The following is a 22,128-nucleotide window of genomic DNA, read 5'->3' on the forward strand; positions in this document are numbered from 1 at the left end:
TCATCTGTGCGGCCAGAATGACTCCAATGGTGGAGGAGGCTGCTCAGAATCATAGCTGGAGGCGGCGCTTCTCTATGTGATAAATCTTCCAATTCACCATTTTCAATTCTGATTTTATAGTATATAATCATAATGTATAAAAATCCCAGAAGTGTTGGATATAGTTTTATAGAAAGAACGAGTCCGTTTCAGAGGTGATCAATGGGGATGCAGCTTTCCTTGGAAACCAGCAGCAGGCTTTATTCCAAAATTTCAGAGGAACTGAATAGACGCGGCCAGACCCTAAGCAGCGTGGCCTATAAAATCCCGGTAAACCTGCGTGTGCTTGAGGAAAGCATAAACCGTATGTCCAAGCCGGCTCCCCTGACGCTGTTGGATTCCATCGCCCGTATCCTCGGCCAACCCGAGGGGTGGCTGTATCCGGAATACATGAACGACTTTCTGTGTAACGGCAAAATGCAATGGCGGCGCATCAAGCCTTTTTTGCTGCGCTGTATGGATATCAACCGGACGGATTTGGTGCACCGGGTAATGAACCGTCTGATGGATGAGCCGCAGCACCTGCCGGCGGTGTTCAAGCTGGCGGAGGAGCTGTTTGGAAGCGGCCGTAAAACCGAGGCGGTCCCGCTGTACCGGTATGTGATTGAAACGGAGATCAAGCAGCATTCCGAACGTTTTGCCGTCAGCCATTACAGATGGTTCCGCGCCGAAATCAGCCAAGGCTTCGATCTGGACCGGTACCGTGAAGCGGCCATCCGCTTTGCGCCGCACCGCAGCCGTTTGCCGGAGCATGTCCAACTGGATGCGCTGCTCCATTTGGCCAATACCTATTTTATTATCCAGCGGTGGGATAAGGTTAACGAAATGGCGGAGGAAATGCTGTCACTGACCCTCCTGTGTGTGCATTTGGAATCCGAACGGAAGGAACGGGGGGCTCGAGAGGAAAGGTTATTTCCGGCTGAGCGGCCTCTTGTGGTGTATTACGGCCAGAGCTATCTGTTAAGGGGAAACGCTCTGGAGAAGCAGGGGCGGTATGAGGAGGCTTTTGCTTATTTGGGCCAATACCGTGACCTGAGCTGGTTTGATGATCTGGATGAGACCGGTAGGGCAGAGGTGCAGCGGCTGGCTGTTTTTGCCGAAGCCAACCGGCTGAATTTACATATCCTCCTGGGGAGATTTGAGTATCTGCTGGATTATGTGGAGTTTCTGAATGGACATGCTGACGAGAAAATTCCCGGTTTGCTTACGATTATTGAAGCGGCCATCCGATACGGTGAAAATGTGGATGATGTTTTTCCCTTTTTTAAGGAGGACGTACTGGCGTTGATGGAGGATTCTCCGGACAAGGAAAGCCGCGGGTACTATTCGCTTTCGTTCCGGCTGAACCGCCGCATCCAGCTTTTGTACGGCTTAGGTGTGTACCACTTCCAGCAAGGGCTGATAGCGGAGGGAGTGGACTATCTGCTGTGGGCGTTACGCCAAGCTTTGGCTTCCCATAATGAGCATCTGGCTATGGCCTGCGCCGCCTGGTTCGAGAAATACCGCAGCATGGCCCACGATGTGCAGAAAGAAGAATTTGAATCCATCATGAAAGGAGTGATCCCCGATGCGAAAATGGATTTCCGTATTTCTTCTGGTACTGGTAGCAGTAAGCGCAGCAGGTGAGCTTTCGCTGGTTGGCCGCATCGCCCCGACCAAACCCGGCGTCATCCAACCGCTGTCCCATGGAGAAGGCGGCTGATCGGGTAAGGCAGAGGACGCATCCGCACAAGGATGCGTCTTTTTTGTGCTGTGGCTGCGCGGGGGGAGGGGGAGAGGCGGCTGACGGATGGAACCTGAGGTGGCTGAGCAGGTGAGCTGCGGTAAACAGAACTCAGGAGAACTTAGCGGTCGAAAAAGCGGGGGGCCGAGCGGCTAACGGAACTGAGGAGACCTTAGCGGTCGAAAAAGCGGGGGGCCGAGCGGCTAACGGAACTGAGGAGACCTTAGCGGTCGAAAAAGCGGGTTTTGAAATTCTAGCGGAACTAAGAAGCTCTTAGCCGGGGTTTTCCGTCCATTTGGACGCTGAATCTCCCTCTAAGAGCGGTTGAGTTCCGTTAGCCGGGAAAAAGGTTAGTTTTTGGCTTCTAAGAGCTTCTGAGTTCCGTTAGCCGCCGCAGTTGCTGTCCATCATCACCTTATCCACTTGGGAACCATCCTCCGTCTGCCCGCTTCCTAATTTCCTCATGTCTGCCCGCTCTCCACATCCAGATCATCGCGTCCTCCAGCTCCCCATCTCCGCTCTCCACATCCAGATCATCGCGTCCTTCAGCTCCCCATCTCCGCTCACCCTCCGACCGGAGAGGCACCGCATGGCGAAACAACGCGCCAAACATTCTTTTTCCGGCAGCCAAAGTAAATTCTCTGCCCCAAGATGGGTATGCTATAATGGCTGTAAACGATTGCAGTCAACGGGGGGAGAAGGGTGTTCCGGATATTGCTAGTGGACGATGAGCAGATTGAACGGGACGGTGTGGCCCGGCTCCTGCGGAAGCACCAGTTTCCTTTCGAAATTCTCGAAGCGGAGAACGGGGAAGAGGCGCTGGCGCTGATGGAGCAGGAGCCGGTGGATATTTTGTTCACCGACATCAAGATGCCTTTTATGGACGGGCTGGAGCTGAGCCATCAGGCCCGGGAGCGCTACGGCAGCCTGAAAATTATTATCTACAGCGCCTACGGTGAGTTCGCCTATGCCCAGCAGGCCATCGGGTACAATATTTTCGCGTATCTGCTGAAGCCGGTAGAGGTGGAGGAGTTCCTGCGGGTGTTCACCAATGTGAGCAAGCTCTGCCAGGAGGAGAAGGACCGGCAGGCGCAGGAGCAGCAGCTGCGTCTGGGCTACCAGAAGGGGATGGAATACGAGCGGGAGCGGATGCTGCTGGAGCTGGTCGGCGACGCTTTGCCGCGGGAGGGGGACGGGGCAGCTGGATTTTCCCTGGAGGGGCGGCTGGTTCAGCTGGTGCTGGTGGACTTCGGGCAGCGCTTCTTTGACCGCCACGGCCAGTTATTCCCTGAGGTGATTAAGCAGTGGGTGGGCCACGAGTTTGAATATATCAACCTGAATGAGAACCAAAGCCTGCTGTTTATTCTGCTTCCACCCGGCAGCCTGCCGGACGGGCAGCTGGGACCGCGGCTGAAGCAGGGCATAACAGACAGCTACGGCGAAAGGGTAGCCCTGGTAATTGGACGCTGCCTGTCGGAGTCCGGACAGCTGAAGGATGAATACCGGCAGATGGAGGAGCTCCTGTCCAACCGGTTTTTCTATAAGGAAAGTGTTGTGTTCTATACGGACAGCGGCCAAGGGGGCAGCCATTCCGATACCTCCAGCGTCAGCGCCCTGATGGAGCCCTTGTATTGGCACTTGAACGCCAAGGATTATTACAGCTTCCGCAAGGGGATGGAGCATTTTTTTCAGGTGATGGCCGACGGTCACGACCATTCCGCCGTCTACATCAAATACATGTGCATCGAGCTGACCAAGAAGCTGCTGGAGACCTGCGGCAAGGAGAGCCAAATCGACTTCCGGGCTTATGTGGAGGGGATTTTCTCCAGCCGATCCTTAAGCGATATGCGGGTTTTGGCAGAGGGCGTGTTCACCAAGCTGGGCATCGGCGAGGAAAGCGGTGGCCAGGAATATACCAAGAAGGTCATCAAGGATATTCTCCAGCTCATTGAGGAGCATTATATGACGGATATCAGCCTGCAATGGATTGCCGATCAGGTGTTCCTGACCCAGACCTATGTGAGCCATCTGTTCAGCAAGGAGATGGGGCAAACGCTGGTGAAATATTTGACCGCAGTAAGAATGCGGAAGGCTGGGGAGGCCCTGCTGCGCACCAATCATACGATTGCCCATATCAGCGGGATGGTGGGGTATCCGAATGATTCGTACTTCGGCAAAATCTTTAAGAACCATTTTGGCGTCAGCCCCGCCAAATACCGCGAGCAGTACGGCTGATCCATGAAAAAAACCAACCGGCTGATCCACTATTTCCAGAATCTCCGTTTCCGGCAAAAGCTCATTGTCTCTTATCTGACCGTCAGCATTATCCCGCTGATTATGCTGGGCGCCTTCTCCTACATGCAGGCCAATGGACTGCTGCTGAAGCAGGCCCGTCAGAATCTGGACAACTCCGTACGGCAGGCCACGGAGTCCATCAGCTACCGGACCCGGCAGTATGAGGCGATTATCAATTCCGTCACGCAGAATATTGTGTTCAAGCAAATTTTTAATGCGACCAGCGGAGATTTTACAGGCTTGTACCGGGATTATGTGGACCCGTTCTTCGGGAATATTCTCGATTTCAACCCGGACATCCTGCAGATTTCGGTATTTACCAACCGGACGGAGCTTCTGCGCGGGGAATATATTCTGCCGCTTCAATTAACGGACGCCCTGCTTTGGGCCAGGACAGCCGGTCAAGGGGAGCCGGACAAAACCCAATGGAGCGCCAACAACGGCAAGTTTTTCGCCACACGGACCTTTACGGATACCGATAACAAACGGCCTGAAGGCCAATCCGCAGCCATTCTTTTCCTGAGTCTGGACGGAGACAGTCTGTTCAAGGGGCTGGAGGATGTGCAGGCTTCATCCTATGGGGTGCTGATTGTGAACCGGGAGGGGCAGCCGGTGCTGGCCAGGAATGTGGGGATGGAGGCGCTCCCGGGACAGGATGGGAAGCTGCTCACGGAATTAACCGGCAGCAACGGGTTCATCAAATACGGGCAGACCGAATACATGTATGTCCAGGGGGAAATTGCCGAAACCGGCTGGAGAGTATTCTATTTCACTCCCCGCAGCGGCTTGTCCGTGGATGTCCGGAGCATTGTCAAGGCGGCGGCGCTGATCATTGGCCTGTGTCTGCTTATTCTGCTGTTCATCATCTCCCTGTTTTCCAGCACCTTCGTCAAGCGGATCACCCACCTGAATAAAACCATGATGATGGTCGAAAATGGCAACCTGAAGGTGTCCGTAGCCAGCTCCTCCACCGATGAGATCGGCCAGCTGACCAACCGGTTCAACCGGATGCTGGGTAACATCAATACCCTGATCGAAGAGGTGTACCAGAGCAAGATTATCCAGAAGGAAGCGGAGCTCAAGGCGCTGCAAACCCAGATCAACCCGCACTTCCTCTATAACACCCTGTCCATCATCAACTGGAAGGCACTGGAGATCGATGCCATGGAGATCAGCCGCATCACCACCACCGTCTCCAAGTTTTACCGCACCGTGCTGAATAAGGGCAAGAATGTGATTGCCGTCAGCCAGGAGCTGGAGAATGCCAACGCCTACATGCAGATCCAACTGATCATGCATAACAACAGCTTCGATTTTGTCTGCCAGGTGGAGGAGGAGCTGCTGCATTACGATATGATCCATCTGATCTTCCAGCCGCTGCTGGAGAACGCCCTGGAGCATGGCATTGACCGGCTGCGCAAAAATACCCGGCGGGGCCTGGTGTCCCTGACCGGTCACCTAACCGAGGAGGGGCTGCTGCAATTTGTGATTGCGGACAACGGTCCCGGTATGGATGCGGAAACCCTGGAGCAGCTGTTAGCTCCCCATGCCCGGGGATACGGGCTGAAGAATGTCCATGACCGGATACAGATTCTGTTCGGAGCGGCGTATGGTCTGGTGATTACCAGCGACCCGGGCCAAGGGACACAGGTCACCGTCACCTTCCCTAAATTCCTGGTAGGCCCAGGCACCGAGCCTCCCCTTTAAAAAAAGTCTTCCCTGCATTCGGCAGCGGGAGGCTTTTTTTGCATGAAAACATACTTTGTAAGCGGATTCAATACCACAAAAAAGTGATGCTTATCGAAAAAATGTTGGATTTTTAGCCGGGAAACGAAATGTTACACTTTGGTTACAGCAAACAAGACAACGCAAAAGAGAAAGGAGAGTTACCTTGCATGCATCAGAAAAAAACGCCGCTGCTCAAGCTCATCCGCCGGGATAAGCTGCTGATACTGATGTTTTTGCCCGTATTCCTGTATTATTTCATCTTCTGCTATCTGCCGATGCCGGGTGTGATCATGGCCTTCAAGAATTTCACCCCCGGGAATGGCATCCTTGGCGGAGATTGGGTGGGCATGAAGTGGTTCGTCCAGTTTGTGGAGTCCCGCTACTTCTGGCGGCTGATCCGTAACACGTTCCTGCTGGCCTTTTACCCGCTGGTATTCGGCTTCTGGGTGCCGATTGTATTCGCGTTATGCGTGGTGGAGATCAAGAATACGGCTCTGAAGAAATTCGCCCAGACCATTACCTATCTGCCTCACTTTATCTCGACGGTGGTTATTGCGGGGATGATTATCAACTTCCTGTCCCCGGCCGACGGCATCGTCAACACCCTTTTGGTCAAAATGGGGATGGAAAAGATCAACTTTATGATGGCGCCGGAATGGTTCCGCACCATCTTTACCGCCTCGGGCATCTGGCAGGGCTTCGGCTTCAGCTCGATTATCTACATCGCCGCCATTATGGGCATTGACCAGGAGATGTACGATTCCGGCAAAATCGACGGTGTAAACAAGTTTCAGGAGGTATGGCATCTGACCCTGCCCAGCCTCAAGCCGACCATTGTGATTCTGCTGCTGCTGGCTATCGGGGGCATTATGAGCGTCAATTTCGAGAAGGTGTACCTGCTGTACAACGGAGCCACGTACGAAACCGCAGACGTGATCTCCACCTATGTGTACCGTCAGGGCATCGAATCACAAAACTTCGGCTTTGCTACTGCTGTGGGCCTGTTCAACTCCGTGGTGGGCTTCGTGCTGGTGTTCCTGGCGAATACGGCCAGCCGCAAGTTCAACGATATGTCCCTATGGTAAAACCGAGGAGATGGGGAGGACACCATGAAAAAGCCTTTCGTCGATAAAGCCTACTATACGCTGGTTTATCTGATTGTGTTTATTGCGATTATTGTTACGCTGTATCCGTTTATCTATCTGGTCAGCATCTCCATGAGCTCGGTCCAGGCTATAGATAACAAGCTGGTCACCCTGTTTCCCGTTGACCTGAGCTTCGACGGTTACCGGATGGTGCTGGGATACAAGGAGCTGTGGACCTCGTACTACAACACCCTGTGGTACACGGTGGTGGGGACGGTACTGAATCTGGTCTTTACCTGTTTGGCCGCTTACCCCTTGTCCAAGCGGGAATTCTTCCTGCGGCGGAAGCTCAACTTCTTCATCGCGTTCACCATGTATTTTTCCGGGGGATTGATTCCCATCTATATGGTCATTACCGAGCTGGGCTTGTACAACACCCGTTGGGCCATGGTGCTGCCGGTGCTGATCAACACCTTCAATGTGATGATTCTGCGTTCAGCCTTTGAGTCCATTCCCAATGAGATTTTTGAGAGCGCCAGTATGGACGGAGCCAAGGAATTCACCCTGCTGTTCCGGATGGCCGTGCCGCTGGTCAAACCAACTCTGGCCGTGCTGACTCTGTATTATGCCGTTGCCCACTGGAATGACTTCTTCAGTGCCCTGCTTTATCTGAGCAAACAAGAGCTGCAGCCGCTTACGATTTTCCTCCGGCGGGTCCTGATTATGGCCTCTCCTGAGGTTATGCAAAAAATGGGCGGTCAAACCTCTGCCAACGCGCTGGCGGTTTCCACCCTGCAGGTCCGTTATGTTTCCATCGTAGTCAGTATTGTTCCCATTGTTCTATTCTATCCCTTCATCCAGAAATATTTTGTGAAGGGCGTTACCCTGGGGGCAGTAAAAGGATAACCCGTCCTTGACTGTATAGATGCTCTGATTTTATTTTAACCATTATAGGGAGGTTCACATCAGATGAAAAAACAAACAAAACGCGCCGTTAACGCTTCTCTGGCTGCTTCATTGGTGATTGTATTGGCTGCCGGCTGCTCGTCCAAGGAAGAGAGTACCCCCAGCCCTGCGGCAAGCACCAGTCCGGGTGCCAGCGCAGCACCTGCCTTCCAGTATACCGGGGCCGCTCCGGTTACGAATAACGGCGGCAGCCTGAGCATTCTGGCCACCAATGCGTGGAGCAACAATGTGGATTTGAACAAGGCCTCCATTGTCCAGGAGCTGGTGAAGCGCACAGGCGTCAACGTCAAGTGGGAGCTGCTTTCGCCGGGCACCTACAATGATGCCATCAGCCCTCGTTTGGCCGCAGGGAAGGACCTGCCGGACATCATCTACACCCTGGACCCGGACCAGAACATGAAGAACATTCAGGGCGGGCTGTTTAAACCCTTGAATGAATATCTGGACAAATCCGGTGTTAACCTGAAGAAGCTGTTCGAAAAATATCCTGAGCTGAAGGCCAGTCTGACCACGCCGGACGGCAAAATCTATTATGTGCCCCAGCTGGCGGTCACCAAAAACTATCAGCCTCTTTTTATGATCAACACCCGTTGGCTGGAGAAGCTGCAATTGAAGGAGCCCACCACCCTGGATGAATTTACCGAGGTGCTGCGCAAGTTCAAATCCAGTGATCCCAACGGCAACGGCAAGCAGGATGAAATCCCCATGTCCATGGAGTCCAAAATGGTGACTCAAGCCTTCGGCCCCTCCTTCGGTCTGGACCTGGCCAATAACTACTATGCCGACAAAAACGGCAAGGTGCATTATTCCTACTATGAGCCGGCCTACAAGGAATACCTGGCTTACCTGAACGGCTTGTATAAGGAAGGGCTGCTGGAGGCGGACTTCGCCAGCACCACCGCCGACCAGGTGACCTCCAAAATTTCGCAGAACCTGACCGGTATCACTTACAACTTCAGCTATCATTCTTCCATGGTGTATAGCAAGCTGTTTAAGGATTACGATCCCAATGTGCCTCTGATCAAGGGCATTGCACCGCTTAAAGGCCCTCACGGTGACCAGTTCTATGTAGGCCGCAACCCGATTACCGGCATCTTCGGCATCTCCAAGAATGCCAAGGACCCCGAGCTGGCCTTCCGCTTCCTGGATTATGCCAGCAGCGAGGAAGCCAAGGAGCTGTACGCCTGGGGCATCAAAGGCGACACTTATGATGTAGTCAACGGCAAGAAGGAGTACACGGAGAAGGGTAAGGATAATGATTATATCCAAAAGTCCGGCATCAACCCGGTAAACCTGCCCATCGAGCAATCGGTTGAAGCGGTAGATACCTTGGTGGCACCGTGGCATGCCAAGATCGACAAGGACATGGAGAAATATATCAAGGCTCCGTTCCCCTTCGTATATGCCCTGTCGTCTGAAGCCAGCACCGAAAGCACGATTATGCCCGATATCACCACGTATGTGAACGAAATGCATATCAAGTTCATTACCGGCAGTGAAAGTCTCGACAAGTTCGACAGCTATATCAAGGCGCTGAAGGGTATGGGCATTGAGGATGTTATCAAGGGCAAACAAGCCCAATACGACCGCTATGTGGCGGCCAGCAAAAAATAGCACATGATGTACAGCGGCCGCTTCAGGAGGGCCGCTGTTTTTTGTAGGGGGCCGGCGTGGGCTGTGCTGCGCTGGGCTGGCAGCAGGCTGCGTTTCTTTAAGGGGCTGGTTTTGGATATAATGAAAACGACAGGCAAACAGCATAGAGGTTTTATCGCAGACAGGAGGGAATGTAGATGAGGAAGGCCGTATGGGTAGCGTTGGCGCTGGTGCTGGTGGCCGGAGCCGCCACAGCTGTGATGGTTATGGTCCGGCCCGGTGCTCCTCGCGGACCTGTTCTCTCCGGCCATGAGCAGGCGGCGCCGGGAACGGAGCCGGTTACGCTGAAGCTCCTGTTCCCGTTGGACGAACCCAAGGATCAGGCCCAGGTAACCAAGGCGGTGGAGGAGAAGCTGGCTCTGGATGGACTGCCGCTGAAGCTGGAGTTTACCTTTGTCCCGTTTGACCAATATTGGAACCGGGTGTGGGTGAATGCAGCCAGCGGGGAGAACTATGATCTGGCCCTGATCTCCTATTCAAATCTGTCGGATATGGTTTCGAAGAAGGTGCTGGCCCCACTGGACAGTGCGCTTGAGACATACGGGCCGGAAATTCTTGCCCATACTCCGGATTACGCCCTGCAAGGGGTGACTATCAACGGGCATATCTATGCCATCCCCCGGGTGATGCCTATTGCCGAGCATGAAAGCTTCGTTCAGATCCGGGGGGATCTGCGGAAGAAATACGGGCTGCCCGAAATCAAAAGTGTGGCGGATATGGACCGTTATCTGGAGGCCATCTCGGAGAATGAGCCGGAGATGATTCCATATTTTTATGATACGGGACGGTTTCTGCTGCGGGAGTATGGGGATGTGGCGTTCCTGGCGGGGAATTACCTGAATGCCCCGGTATATATCGATCCGGCCGATCCCGAGCTGGAGGTCAAGAACACGTATGAGTCGGTGTTTTTCCGGCAGATTATGGAGAAGCTCCATGAATGGCAGCGCAAGGGTTATATTCCTTACGGTCCGTCAGGGACACCGGAGATTCCCGATCCGGAGAAGGCTTTATATGAAGGGAAAATTGCCGCCACTTGGAGTGTGGTTCTGAAGCAGGCGGAGCGTATCGATTCCTTCAAGGAAAAGCTGCCTCTGGCCGAGCTGGAGAATGTGTATCTCCATCCCGAACGGCCCAAGTATATGTTCACGGCGGCGGACAATATGCTGTCTGTTTTCTCCACCAGCAGCCATGTGAATGAAGCGGTGGCGCTGATCAACTGGGTGCGGAAAAGCCAGGAAAATTATGATTTGTTCACCTATGGCGTGAAAAATGTCAATTACAAGCTGGTGGGGGACGCCATCTCCTATGACGAGGTGCATCCCACCAAGCGGTATATGTCCATTCATTGGGCCTGGAACGACATCCGTTATTTCCGGTTCAGCAAGTACCTGTCGGAGCCCTACAAGAAGGAGCTGCGCAGCTGGAACCAGGACGCGGTGGCTTCGCCCACCTTGGGCTTTATGCCCGACCTGACCCCCATCAAGTCGGAGATGGCCCAGGTAAACGTCATCGTGTCGGAATATCTGGCCCTGCTCTACGATGAGAAGGTGGACTGGGACACCACCCTGTCCCGGTTCCAGGCTAAGCTCAAAAACGCCGGTTTGGAGCATGTGAAGGCGGAAATCCAACGCCAATTCGATGCTTTTCGGAGCCGGAACGGACGGTGAGGGGGAGGGAAGGACGTGGGGGATGGCTGGAGCGGATGCAAGGTGTATTCGGAGTTCCCTCCAATTAAATGGGGATATACATTTACAAATTATGTAAATCATAATTGGTTGATTCAGGTTCCCTGCTCGTCCGGATGCGCTAACGGAACTGAGCGACTCTTAGAGGCGCAAAATGCAGCTTTTGCGAATGTAACGGAACTCAGGCGACCTTAAACGGCAAAATCGCAGGTAGATGCGACTATTCCACCCTGTAAAAGCTTCTCAGTTCCGTTAGCCGCGACAACTCCCGAAAATTCACCGCTAAGAGCTCCACAGTTCCGTTAGCTGTCAACTCACAGTGGCCAACTCCCGATTATCCTCTCGCATTCATCAGATGGGGCGGATTACCTTCCGCAAGCAGGTATAAACACATATTGGTTAGTTAAAAACAGACGTTATAGCAGTCCACCAGGTGGGTGCGCCTACGCCGCTGAAGACGGGAGAGGACAGTTTTTGGAGAAATATGCCTCGTTCGGTGAATGTTTTGAAGTTACCCTCCAGCACAGGTGCGAATGTCAAGCTCCCATAAAAACTCCAGGACATTCGCACCTCAAACTTTGTCGAAGTCAAACGGAAATATTTCCCTTCTGGTCATGTCAATACGTATGCTATACTTTATTTGGAAGAAGAATTGACGTAATCTTGCAAATTGTTCCCACTATGTTATCAATCAGGGAAATGGTAGCTGTCGCACTCCGTATGGAGTGCGTGGATTGAAATAATTTGGGCGGGCGGATGTTTGTGATCTGGGGGTCGCACTCCGTATGGAGTGCGTGTATGAAATTAATACGTCCATTGAAATGTTGAACAAAGTTGTGGGTTTTAAAGATGGGTATGGCTCTGACTCTTGCTATAATAAAGAATAATCAGAGAATGGGAGGGAACAATTGTGGCGGAATCCGGCAAGAAATCCTATATGCTCATGCACAAAAATATACCCGTTGCTGAGGTTGAACTGGATGAAGCGACAGCCTCCATTTCAGCGATTGGGCAAATCTTTTCCAAGCAGCACATCCCTATTGGGATTCCTGTCAAAAGGGGCAAGATCGACCGTGCAGCACTCAATGAATGGTGGAGGGGACGCGCCATTCCGGCCAGCCGCGACGGAATTCAAGAAGCCCTGCTTGAATTGAATCTGTCTGCTACACAACAGTTGCTGGATAAAAGTTACGGGCTTAGCTTGTCCGATCACTATTGGATTTCTCCGGAGGCTTCACATTTGGAATGGACTACCATTAACTTTTTCCATAACTCTTTTTCGGAGGATGTGGGGAATGTATTACTGGGTAAAGGTGCATCCGATGCGATAAGCCTGCTTTCACCGGATAATACCTCTGATGGTTGGCTGAAAAAAAAGTGGACGATTATTGATGGCAAGCGCTGTTTGGTTAAAGGCGGAAGCGGTTCTACTCAACAAGAACCGTATAATGAAGTAATTGCGAGTAAAATCATGGAACGGTTAGGCATTCCTCATGTTCCTTACATGTTAATAGAGCAGGAAGATTACCCATTTAGTGTGTGCGAAAATTTTATTACACCCCAGACTGAACTCATTACGGCCTGGTATGTGATGCATACCCAACAAAAACTAAATCATATTTCCGTTTATCAGCATTACGTTAACTGTTGTGAAGCGCTAGGCATTCGGGGCATTGTGGAAGCGCTTGACCGGATGATCGTTGTGGATTATCTGATTGCCAATGAAGACCGGCACCAGAACAATTTTGGCGTGATTCGGAATGCGGAGACGTTGGAATGGATTGGCCCGGCACCGATTTATGATAGTGGTTCATCTCTTTGGTTTTCCAAACCTATCGGTCTGATTCATGCAGACAGTAAGTTGATCTGTAAGCCCTTTAAGATTGATCACAAGGAGCAGCTCAAGCTGGTCACTTCTTTTGATTGGCTGGATTTGACACGATTAGATGGGATAGAAGATCAGGTGCGGGAGCTTTTTGATGATTCGCTTTTTGTGGATGAAGCCCGGAGTTATGCCATTTGTCAGTCCTTGCGTGGACGCATTGAACAGTTGAAGCAATTTATTCAAACACGTGAGCCGCGGATACGGATCGACGACCATAGCACTGATGTTAAGAAGAATATTGCTTACGGCGGTATCCCGGATGAAGAAGATAAGAGCGGAAGATAAACATTGATCTGACTAATAAATCATAAAAACCCCAACAAGACACTAACTTATTGTCTCGTTGGGGTTGTTCATTTTTACGTAGAGCGGCTTTCCTTTAGCTCCCCTATGCCTTGGCTATCCGGTTTTCTGTTTGCAGCAGACGTTTTGTTCGTGAGGAACAATGCAGGGAGGAGCATCACGATACTCAAGATCAAAGTCAACATAAATCCATCCTGGTAAGCCGCGGTCAAAAGTGGGATCGTGGGAGTTTGGCCCTGCATCGAATGACTGACGGCCGTTGCCACTACGGCTGAACCAAACGCGCCGCCAATATTTTGCATGAGCCGTGTTCCGACACTCGCTTGGGCAATCTCCTCCTTCACCATGCCGGTGTAGCCGTCTGTCATCAAGGGAATGGCGATCCCGCCGATACCCGTGCCTCGGATAAACAAGGCAACCCCGATCTGCACAAGAGAAGATCCCTCATGGAAGAAGAGAAAGGGAACCGTACCTGCAACGGCTAAGAACAAGCTGGCTAACACCACATAACGCGCACCCCATCGATCTGTTAGTTTGCCGATTAAGGGACGGGCGATCAACATACCGATTCCCTGCGGAATCAGGATTAACCCGACACTTAGAACAGAGAACCCCTTGACGTTCTGGAAAAAGAGAGGCAGCAATAACATGGGACCATTGGTGGCAATACTCGAAAGGAACAAACCCGCCATGACCGCACTGAAGCTTTTGGATTTGAATAAACCCAGCGGCAGAATGGCCTGTTCCTTTTTGAAGGCAGCGTAGATCAGGTAGACCAGCAAAATAACGACGCCGGCCATCACATAACCCACGGTTGTGCCATTGGTCAACACGGTATTTTTCGCTGCTTGGGAAATGCCATAGATCAATGCGGCTGAGCTGCCGCCCAATAAAAAGATGCCGGCAAAATCAGATTTGGCCTTCGGGTTAACAGGTGTGAAGGTAGGCAACTTCAGGATCATCAAGGTGATGGCAATCAGGCCAATGGGAATGTTGATCAGAAAAATGTAACGCCAGGAGTAGAATTGAACAAGTAGCGCTCCAATCACCGGACCCAGAATGGGGCCTAATACCATTGGAATGCCAACGGTGGACATCAATCGTCCCATTCGCTCGCTTCCGGCAATCTGAACCACCAGGGTGGTGAGCAAGGTCATAATAAATCCGGCGCTTAACCCTTGGACAATCCGGAACAGAATTAAGGCTTGGATGCTCCCGCTTAATCCTGCACCAATGGACGTAGCCAAAAATACGCCGTTGGCGCCAACCATCAGCCACTTGCCGTTAAAACGCAAAGCGGCCCATCCCGCAAGCGGCACTGAGATGGCCATCGCTAACACATAACCGGTGATGGCCCATTGCACACTGTCCAGTCCGATGCGAAAATCCTGACTCAAGTGGTTTATGGCAATATTGACCATGGTTGAATCCAGGAGCGGCATGATCGCCCCAAGCACCAAAATCCAGGCAACATTCATGATCCCCTTGGGAATGGGATCAAGCTTTGCGGTTTGTTTCTTCATACTCATTATCCATTCTCCCTCCTAACAGGCGGCGGTTGAAATGTCAGGGGCGATGCCTTTTACAAAACGCTGCCGCTCGTTGATAATGTGAGTATGGAGTGTAACGTAACGTTCGAGTCAACCCTGGTTTTTAAATGGGCTTGAGGGGGAAAAAGCTGTGAAAAGTGTCAATGAAGTGAGCAAGCTCTCCGGCGTAAGCCGCCGCACCTTGCAGTATTATGATCAAATTGGATTGCTGCCGCCCAGTACGGTAAAAGAATCGGGTTACCGCTTATATAATGACGATAGCTTGCGCCGTCTATGGAGTATTCTGTTCTATAAGGAGCTTGGTTTTTCCCTGGACGAGATTCGTTTGCTGCTGGACAATCCCATTGAGGTAGAAAAGGAAATTATGCGGCAGCATAAGCAAATTCTGTTGGATAAACAAGCCGCCCTGCAAAAAATGATCGAGTCTATTGACCAGATTTTAAACGGCAAATTTGATATTTACATGTTAAGCGATTTTGATAAAAGCCGAATTGAAACCATTAAGAAAATCTACGCCAATGAAATCCGAATGCTAATCGAAAGCAAGTTTTTTCTTCCCCTTGCCAAAAGTGGTTTATTATCGGGTGATCAATCTCTCGTGAAAAATGCCTCCGTCATCGTGAATGTGGATTTCGGCCAGATCATTTCGCTGTGCGGGAGGATCATACAGACCTTTCAGGAGGCTATGGTGGATGGCCCGCAGAGCGTAAAAGCAGCTGAAGCGGCTGCGGCTTACAGGGAGCTGCTCAGTAATTGGATTCCCTGTGATGACCAGACCTTTCTTCAAATTGCAGAAGCTTATGAGAAGTACAAGGATGAAATGGGCCAGACGCCGCCGGAGCTGGGGGAGTTGGTGTCGGAAGCAATTCGGCGGGGATGCGGGTTGAGATAAGAAACGAATCCATTTGAAAAGGCGGTTGTTCCTGCGTCATGCAGAGGCAACCGTCTTTTTGTATGGCTACGGAAAAGGGTTGAATAATTTTATCCGGGTAATATTGACTTATCTATTTTTATCCGGGTATAATAAGCAAAAGAGCAGAGGAGAAATGCAGCATGATAAATGGTCATTCGGATATTACCTGTACGGCATTTTTGGGTACAAGAATGGTTGCATCAGGTTCCTTGCCATCCGTGACTTCGATTGTGAAGGAGAGGTTGGAGGACAGGGAGCTCCTGCAGCTGCTTATTTTTGACGATTCTACTGGAAAACAAATTGATGTTCACTTCCGCGGCAAGACTGATGATCTAGCCGCGGACGAATCTCCCCGGCGGGCCGGACGTCCGAAGCTGGGTGTTGTGTCCGGTGAGGTTACGTTATTGCCGCGCCAATGGGAGTGGCTGAAGGGTCAACCCGGTGGAGCTTCCGTCACCTTGCGCAAGCTCATTGATGAAGCCCGCCGCGCCGGAGAGGAACAAGGCAAAATACGGGCGTCACAAGAGTCAGTCTATCATTTCATGACGGCCGTGGCCGGAAATTTCCCGCATTACGAAGAAGCGCTGCGGGAGCTTTATTCCGGTGATATGGATCGCTTTTATGACAGCATGGAGGAATGGGCACCCGATATCAAAAGTCATATAAAGAAATTGGCCCTAGATGCATTTCCCAAGCGGAATCCAGGATGAAAGCAGGAGAATGTGGATGAATATTGTAAAAGTCAATGATGTGGAGCTGGCGTTTGACAGCTTCGGCAACGAAACGGACGAGGCTGTGATTTTAATTGCCGGTCTTGGAACACAGATGCTCCGATGGACAGCTGATTTTTGCCGGAGGCTGGCGGCACGGGGCTTTCGTGTGATTCGCTTCGATAATCGCGATGCTGGATGCTCGACACACTACAGCGATTATCCGACATTGGATTTTGAAGCCTTGGCGGCTAAGCTCATGTCCGGGCAGCGGCCGGACCTTCCTTATACACTCGATGAGATGGCAGCAGACGTTATCGGTCTGCTCGATGCCCTTTCCATTAAGCGGGCTCATCTTGTGGGACGGTCCATGGGTGGGATGATCGCCCAGCTTGCAGCCAGTGTTTACCCCGAGCGGGTGTTATCCCTCACCTCAATTATGTCTAGCTCCGGCAATTCCGCTCTGCCGCAAGCTTCTCCGGAAGTGATGGCGATGATGACGAAACCGGCGCCGAATCCGTTTGAGGATGAAGCAGGGTTCCTCGCGCACAGCCTTTCTTTTGCGAGGCGAATTGCCGGGACAGGCTATCCGTTTGATGAGAGGACTTACAGGGAGCTTATTCTGGAGGAGGTGAAGCGGGCTTATGATCCGGGCAGTGTGGGGCGGCAAATTGCGGCTATTGCTGTCTCCGGGGACCGCCGTCCACGCCTGGCCGCTCTATCCATGCATGCACTTATTATTCATGGATCGGATGACCCCTTGTTTGTGCCCGCCTGCGGCGAGGACACGGCTTCCACTATACCCGACGCGGAGTTTATGCTGCTTGACGGAATGGGGCATGATCTGCCTCAGGAACTGTACGATATGGTCATCGATGGCATCGAACGGACGGCTCACCGGAGCGGACACGCATCATAAAAAGGCTCGTACTGCCTGGAAGGGAAACCTCCTGGCCGGTACGAGCCTTGGTTCATCATGGGCCGTCATTGCCGCAGCCTAAACATCCCCGCAGGTATTGATCCGCTTCGGGTCAAAAATCTCGTTGATGTGATGCTCCTCGAATTTGTCCAGCAGGTGCTCCTGGCAACCTGTTTTTCCTAAGAGATAATCTGCTCTTTTTTCAATAGTAGAGAATGTAAGGATTTGGTATAATAGGTGAAACGTGAAACGGGCTTGAAACAAGGAGGCATTCAAGTATGAACGATTTTGTATTGAACAATGGGGTTGCCCTGCCCAAGGTGGGGCTGGGTGTCTACAAATTCAAGCCCCAGCACGAATCCGCCTTGATCTGGGCTCTACAGAATGGGTACCGCCATATTGATACGGCATCGTTTTATCACAATGAAGAATTGATTGCCCGTGCCATTCAGAAGTCGGGGATCAAAAGAACCGACGTTTTCCTGACCACGAAGGTGTGGAGCTCCGACCTGGGGAAACGGACCAAGCAGGCCTTTGAAAGCAGTCTCCGCAGGCTGCAAACGGATTATGTCGATCTTTATTTGATCCATTGGCCGGCCGTTCATTATATGGAAAGCTGGTTTACCTTGGAGAGGCTCTACAAGGAAGGGAAGATTCGGGCCATCGGCGTCGCTAATTTTGAGCGAAAGCACTTGGAGGACGTGCTTACACAGGGGTCCATTGTCCCGGCTGTGAATCAGATCCAAACCAATCCCTATTATCAGCAAGAGGATATACACGGTTTTTTGGCCAAACACGGTATCCAGCATGTTGCCTGGGGGCCGTTCGGACAAGGAAACAAGCAGTTATTCAGCGACCCGGTACTAACAGAGATTGCGCAAGGACATGGTAAAACAACCGCTCAAATCATGCTCAGGTGGAGCCTTCAGCGCGATATCGCCGTGATTCCCAAATCCATCAACCCGTCAAGACTGAAGCAGAACCTGGAGGTGTTTGACTTCCACTTATCCGCGGAGGAGATGGGCCGCGTAGCCGTACTGGAGCGTAATCAGAAGGGATTCAATGACCCAAGCAACAAGTTTATGCTGTGGATGACGAGATATATCCGGTAGACGCCCGTCAGAAATAGTGAAAAACCCAAACCAGACCAGAAATGATTGTCTCGTTTGGGTTGGGGTAATTGTCCGTACTGCACCATGTCTGTTCATTGTTCTTCTCCCCTTATTTTTTACTTGTGCCATATGTTCGGTTTATTATTAAACCCACTTGTTTCTGCACAAAAGAACCCCTATAATTAAACCAAACGGTCGGTTTTATCTGGGAGGGACAACATGAGCACGCCAAAAGGCTCGGAAAAGCGGAGTATGATTCTAGACAAGGCGTTGGAGCTTTTTGTGCAGAAGGGCTACGCCGCTACTTCGATGGATGATATCGTCAAACACACCGGGGTCAGCAAGGGCAGTATTTATTACCATTTTTCCAGCAAAGATGATTTGTTCGTGAGTATGGTTGAAAAAATAAACCGGGAATGGGTGGAGGAGTGGGCAGGAATCCGCCCCCACTTCCCGGATGTCGGGAGCAGACTGATGGGAGCAAGCCTGCATTATGTGAACAGCTTCCAGAGCCCTCTGACGAAGGTTGCCGAAGAGTTCTCCATGAATATTCAGGAGGGTTACCAGGGTGTGTATGACAGGCTGGTGGAGATTTCAATGGTGCAGATTGACGTATTTACGGAGATCTTCCGGGAAGGGGTGGAGCAGCAGTTTTTTGCCGAGGTGGACCCCAGCCGGTTGGCTGTGTTATTCACCACCTTGTTAAGCGGAATGTTGGTCTACCCAAAGCTGTTCCCCAAAGAAGTGAGGGAGAAGCATACGCAAGAAGCGGTGAATGTGTTATTGAACGGAATTAAGAGCCGATGAACTGGGCCAACCATGACCGAACGGAGCCTGTCCGAGCAGGCGAATTCTTATATCGGGCAGGCCCCTTACATTTGGCCATTAGTAAACCGAACGGTCAGTTTATTCAAAGGAGGAACTAAGATGAAGGGTTTGTTGCAAAACCGGGTATTCCTGCTGGTGATGGCTTCGGATGTGCTGCAGCAGGTGGGCATCTGGGTACGCAATATGGCTTTATTGTATTATGTGGTGCAGCAGACACAAGGTGATCCGGTGGCGGTGTCCTTGCTGACGGTTGCGGAATACGCACCGATTTTTTTGTTTTCCTTGGTGGGAGGTGTACTGGCAGACCGGTGGCGCCCCAAACGCACCATGATCTGGGGCGATATTCTAAGCTTTCTCTCCATTGTGCCGATTTTATTCGTGGTGGCATGGGGTTATTGGCAGGCTGTTTTTATTGTGACGATGATTTCCGCGATTGTGTCCCAGTTCTCCCAGCCTTCCTCATCCAAGCTGCTGAAAACCCATGTCCCGGAAAAGGAATTGACGGCTGCCATAGCGATGATTCAGATGGTTAGTTCGCTGTTTATCATTCTTGGTCCCATTCTCGGCACCTTTGTTTATTACACCTTCGGAGTGATGGTTTCGCTGGGCAGCCTGCTGGTGATTTTTGCCCTATCCGCTTGTTTGTTGCTGTTCCTGCCGGATTCACCGCGCACCATGGAGAGATTGTCCGTGCAGGCGTTGATTAGGGATTTTGGCGACGGGCTCGGTTATATGCGGAAACAGGCGAACCTGAAGGTTCTGCTGGTGATGTTTGGCGTCCTTGCTTTGGGAGCCGGCTTGACCGCTCCGCTGGACATTTTTCTGGTTACCCAACGGCTGGGATTGGCGGAAGCGGACCTGCAATGGTTTACCGCCTTGTCCGGTTTGGGCCTCTTAATTGGAGCCATCATCGCGGCCGGTCTGTCCGGCCGTTTGAAGGGCAGAGGAGTGGTTTTTGCCGGTTTGCTTTTGTTGGGAGCGGGCACGATGATTGAAGTATGGTCGGTCTGGCCTGTGCTGACAGGCGGAATGCGGCTGGTCACCGGCTTGTTTCTGGCTTTGACTCAAACTGTAATCGGCACCTATATGCTGACTTTGGTGCAAGCTGAATATATCGGACGGATTAATGGTCTCATAACTCCTGTATTTACCGGCTGCACCCTGATCGGCACGGCTCTTTCCGGTATGCTGGTAGCCCAAAGCTCGCTTATCTTCGTCTATATGTTATCCGGTCTTATTCTGATGCTGGCAGCCTTGGTGGCACTGCGATTACGTTTCTCCTCTTAATGGGAGGCATGATTAGCCGGGGTGACGGCAAGCCACCTTAATTCATCAGTGCGAATAGAATGATTCGCCGCCTCATAGCCCAGCTTATACAGGGGTTTGCCGTCACCGGAATAGGCGATGCCGTTCAAATCATTCCATCGGATTGAGCTGTCCCAGGCAAATATGGCGGTTTCACCAACGGCTAACTCAAGTCTTTGCCGCTCCTTGTCCGGTCCCATTTCAATATAGGCTACCTGCGGGTCAAGGCTTTGCACGGGAATGGCCGTTACGCCTTGGCCGCCTGTTCTGTCCGTCATACTGCTCCAGCCCACCAGCTTCACTTGGTCCTCTGTTTTGTTGGCCCAGGAGGAGCTGCTGTTCTTCCACAGGCCGAAGCTTTCCTTCGTCAGGACGGTGCGGTACTTGTCTTCATTTTCATAGAAAAATACCTTATACGCTCCCACCTCCACCTCGCCGAGCAGAGTGGATTGTTCATCTACGTAACGGCTGGTTCCGGCAGCTTGTTCGGCGCTGAAGCGCAATCCCTGTGTGTATGCAAAGGAAGTGATAAGAACCAGACTCACTATGCAAGCTAACCCTGTCAAGGTGAGCGTTTTACGAAGCCGGAGTCTTCTGGCAAGGGACTTGTAATGATCTGTGGCTTCCGTACCTTCATTCTCCCTGTTGGCCTCCGGCTCCCTCTTCATTCCTTCATACCATACCCGGCATGCTTCGCAGCTCTCCATATGCTCGGCAGCTGCGGCTTGGCTGGCCGGACTGGCCATATCATCCTGCACCAGGGGCAGCAAATCCCTGATCAGTTCACAATCATATTTCATATCCGTAACCCTCCCGTAATTTCGATTGAAGGGCAAGCTTGCCCCGGAAAAAAATGACCTTGGCTGAGCTTTCGCTTATTTTCAACATCGCAGAAATCTGCACGTAGCTTAAATCGGAATAAAACCGGTACAGCATCACATCCCTTGTCCTCGAATCAAAGGTATCCAGAACCTTAAGAACTGCCGCGAGCTTCTCTTTGTTCTCCACTTGCTGATGCAAGGAAACAGGCTCACTTCTCTCCAGATTAAAAAGGATAGAGCGCAACAGGCTTCTGCCGCGCTGTTTCTTCCGGATCTCTTGATAAAATACATTCTTGGCGATCTGAAGCAGCCATGTTTTCACCTGGCATTCGCCTCTGAATTTGGAGAAGGACCGGATAGCCTGGTAAAAGGTCTCCTGGGTCAGTTCCTCCGCTAGTTCCTGCTCATACCCGGACAGCCGGAGCAGGAAGGAAAACACATCCTTGCGGTAATCCGTATACAGCTGATGGAAGCTTTGCAATGCCATTCATCCTCTCGGGCTTCTCACTCATAACTAGTAGTTGCCGCAGATTCGAAAAGGTTACAAATTCGGATGATTTTTATTATACATGGTACCGCAAAAAAGCCTGCTGCAGCTTTCGCAGCGG

Annotated in this window: 19 protein-coding genes; 15 read left to right on the forward strand and 4 right to left on the reverse strand. The window is 51.6% G+C overall.

Annotated elements, in window-relative coordinates:
• Nucleotides 1–207: 207 nt before the first annotated feature.
• Nucleotides 208–1,665, forward strand: a complete 1,458-nt coding sequence (locus ACI1P1_RS21195) for a DNA-binding protein (protein ID WP_416218439.1) — start codon at nucleotides 208–210, stop codon at nucleotides 1,663–1,665.
• Entirely contained in the window at nucleotides 1,607–1,741 is a 135-nt protein-coding gene (locus ACI1P1_RS21200) for a hypothetical protein (protein WP_416218440.1), read from the forward strand. The genes ACI1P1_RS21195 and ACI1P1_RS21200 overlap by 59 nt, the downstream gene beginning before the upstream one ends.
• A 436-nt stretch (nucleotides 1,742–2,177) precedes the next feature.
• Here ACI1P1_RS21200 and ACI1P1_RS21205 read toward each other — a convergent pair whose 3' ends face one another.
• Nucleotides 2,178–2,363, reverse strand: coding sequence for a hypothetical protein (locus tag ACI1P1_RS21205; RefSeq protein WP_416218441.1), 186 nt, complete (start codon nucleotides 2,361–2,363; stop codon nucleotides 2,178–2,180).
• A gap of 101 nt (nucleotides 2,364–2,464) precedes the next feature.
• Between ACI1P1_RS21205 and ACI1P1_RS21210 the strand changes: the two genes are divergently transcribed.
• The 7 genes from ACI1P1_RS21210 to ACI1P1_RS21240 all read left to right on the forward strand — a co-directional run bounded on the left by ACI1P1_RS21210 (nucleotide 2,465) and on the right by ACI1P1_RS21240 (nucleotide 13,344).
• Nucleotides 2,465–3,997, forward strand: a complete 1,533-nt coding sequence (locus ACI1P1_RS21210; RefSeq protein WP_416218442.1) for a response regulator transcription factor — start codon at nucleotides 2,465–2,467, stop codon at nucleotides 3,995–3,997.
• A gap of 3 nt (nucleotides 3,998–4,000) precedes the next feature.
• Nucleotides 4,001–5,764 (forward strand): sensor histidine kinase, encoded by a 1,764-nt coding sequence (locus tag ACI1P1_RS21215; protein WP_416218443.1) that lies wholly within the window; start codon nucleotides 4,001–4,003, stop codon nucleotides 5,762–5,764.
• A gap of 188 nt (nucleotides 5,765–5,952) precedes the next feature.
• Nucleotides 5,953–6,870: an ABC transporter permease gene (locus ACI1P1_RS21220; protein WP_416218444.1), complete on the forward strand. Its 918-nt coding sequence runs from the start codon at nucleotides 5,953–5,955 to the stop codon at nucleotides 6,868–6,870.
• Nucleotides 6,871–6,894: 24 nt separating this feature from the next.
• The gene (locus tag ACI1P1_RS21225) at nucleotides 6,895–7,776 is read left to right on the forward strand and encodes a carbohydrate ABC transporter permease (RefSeq protein WP_416218445.1); all 882 of its coding nucleotides are present in this window, start codon (nucleotides 6,895–6,897) and stop codon (nucleotides 7,774–7,776) included.
• A 63-nt stretch (nucleotides 7,777–7,839) separates the two neighbouring features.
• Nucleotides 7,840–9,450, forward strand: a complete 1,611-nt coding sequence (locus ACI1P1_RS21230; RefSeq protein ID WP_416218446.1) for an extracellular solute-binding protein — start codon at nucleotides 7,840–7,842, stop codon at nucleotides 9,448–9,450.
• A gap of 176 nt (nucleotides 9,451–9,626) precedes the next feature.
• On the forward strand, nucleotides 9,627–11,156 hold the full coding sequence (locus tag ACI1P1_RS21235) for an ABC transporter substrate-binding protein (RefSeq protein ID WP_416218447.1): 1,530 nt from the start codon (nucleotides 9,627–9,629) through the stop codon (nucleotides 11,154–11,156).
• Between the two features lie 928 nt (nucleotides 11,157–12,084).
• A complete protein-coding gene (locus ACI1P1_RS21240) occupies nucleotides 12,085–13,344 on the forward strand; it encodes a HipA domain-containing protein (RefSeq protein WP_416218448.1) in 1,260 nt (419 codons plus the stop codon).
• 74 nt (nucleotides 13,345–13,418) lie between these two features.
• Here the strand turns inward: ACI1P1_RS21240 and ACI1P1_RS21245 are convergent, their stop codons facing one another.
• Nucleotides 13,419–14,891: an MDR family MFS transporter gene (locus ACI1P1_RS21245; protein ID WP_416218449.1), complete on the reverse strand. Its 1,473-nt coding sequence runs from the start codon at nucleotides 14,889–14,891 to the stop codon at nucleotides 13,419–13,421.
• Between the two features lie 151 nt (nucleotides 14,892–15,042).
• Here ACI1P1_RS21245 and ACI1P1_RS21250 point away from each other — a divergent pair, with 151 nt between their 5' ends.
• From ACI1P1_RS21250 to ACI1P1_RS21275, 6 genes are all read left to right on the forward strand, one after another.
• Complete coding sequence (locus ACI1P1_RS21250) at nucleotides 15,043–15,804, forward strand: MerR family transcriptional regulator (RefSeq protein WP_416218450.1); 762 nt, start codon at nucleotides 15,043–15,045, stop codon at nucleotides 15,802–15,804.
• 161 nt (nucleotides 15,805–15,965) lie between these two features.
• Nucleotides 15,966–16,535, forward strand: a complete 570-nt coding sequence (locus ACI1P1_RS21255; RefSeq protein WP_416218451.1) for a DUF2239 family protein — start codon at nucleotides 15,966–15,968, stop codon at nucleotides 16,533–16,535.
• A 16-nt stretch (nucleotides 16,536–16,551) separates the two neighbouring features.
• Nucleotides 16,552–17,454: an alpha/beta fold hydrolase gene (locus ACI1P1_RS21260; protein ID WP_416218452.1), complete on the forward strand. Its 903-nt coding sequence runs from the start codon at nucleotides 16,552–16,554 to the stop codon at nucleotides 17,452–17,454.
• Between the two features lie 278 nt (nucleotides 17,455–17,732).
• On the forward strand, nucleotides 17,733–18,566 hold the full coding sequence (locus ACI1P1_RS21265) for an aldo/keto reductase (RefSeq protein ID WP_416218453.1): 834 nt from the start codon (nucleotides 17,733–17,735) through the stop codon (nucleotides 18,564–18,566).
• A gap of 219 nt (nucleotides 18,567–18,785) precedes the next feature.
• Nucleotides 18,786–19,373: a TetR/AcrR family transcriptional regulator gene (locus tag ACI1P1_RS21270; RefSeq protein WP_416218454.1), complete on the forward strand. Its 588-nt coding sequence runs from the start codon at nucleotides 18,786–18,788 to the stop codon at nucleotides 19,371–19,373.
• A gap of 120 nt (nucleotides 19,374–19,493) precedes the next feature.
• Nucleotides 19,494–20,681 carry an MFS transporter gene (locus tag ACI1P1_RS21275; RefSeq protein ID WP_416218455.1) on the forward strand — a complete coding sequence of 396 codons (1,188 nt, stop codon included), beginning with the start codon at nucleotides 19,494–19,496 and terminating at the stop codon, nucleotides 20,679–20,681.
• On the opposite strand, the gene ACI1P1_RS21280 is transcribed toward ACI1P1_RS21275, so the two are convergent.
• Together ACI1P1_RS21280 and ACI1P1_RS21285 are read right to left on the reverse strand one after the other, a co-directional pair.
• Nucleotides 20,678–21,499: a zf-HC2 domain-containing protein gene (locus tag ACI1P1_RS21280; RefSeq protein WP_416218456.1), complete on the reverse strand. Its 822-nt coding sequence runs from the start codon at nucleotides 21,497–21,499 to the stop codon at nucleotides 20,678–20,680. The two genes, ACI1P1_RS21275 and ACI1P1_RS21280, sit on opposite strands and share 4 nt — an antisense overlap.
• Entirely contained in the window at nucleotides 21,489–22,007 is a 519-nt protein-coding gene (locus ACI1P1_RS21285; protein WP_416218457.1) for an RNA polymerase sigma factor, read from the reverse strand. Before ACI1P1_RS21285 ends, ACI1P1_RS21280 begins: the two co-directional genes overlap by 11 nt.
• Nucleotides 22,008–22,128 lie beyond the last annotated feature (121 nt).

The organism is Paenibacillus mesotrionivorans (assembly GCF_046098205.1).
Taxonomy (GTDB): Bacteria; Bacillota; Bacilli; order Paenibacillales; family NBRC-103111; genus Paenibacillus_AR; species Paenibacillus_AR mesotrionivorans.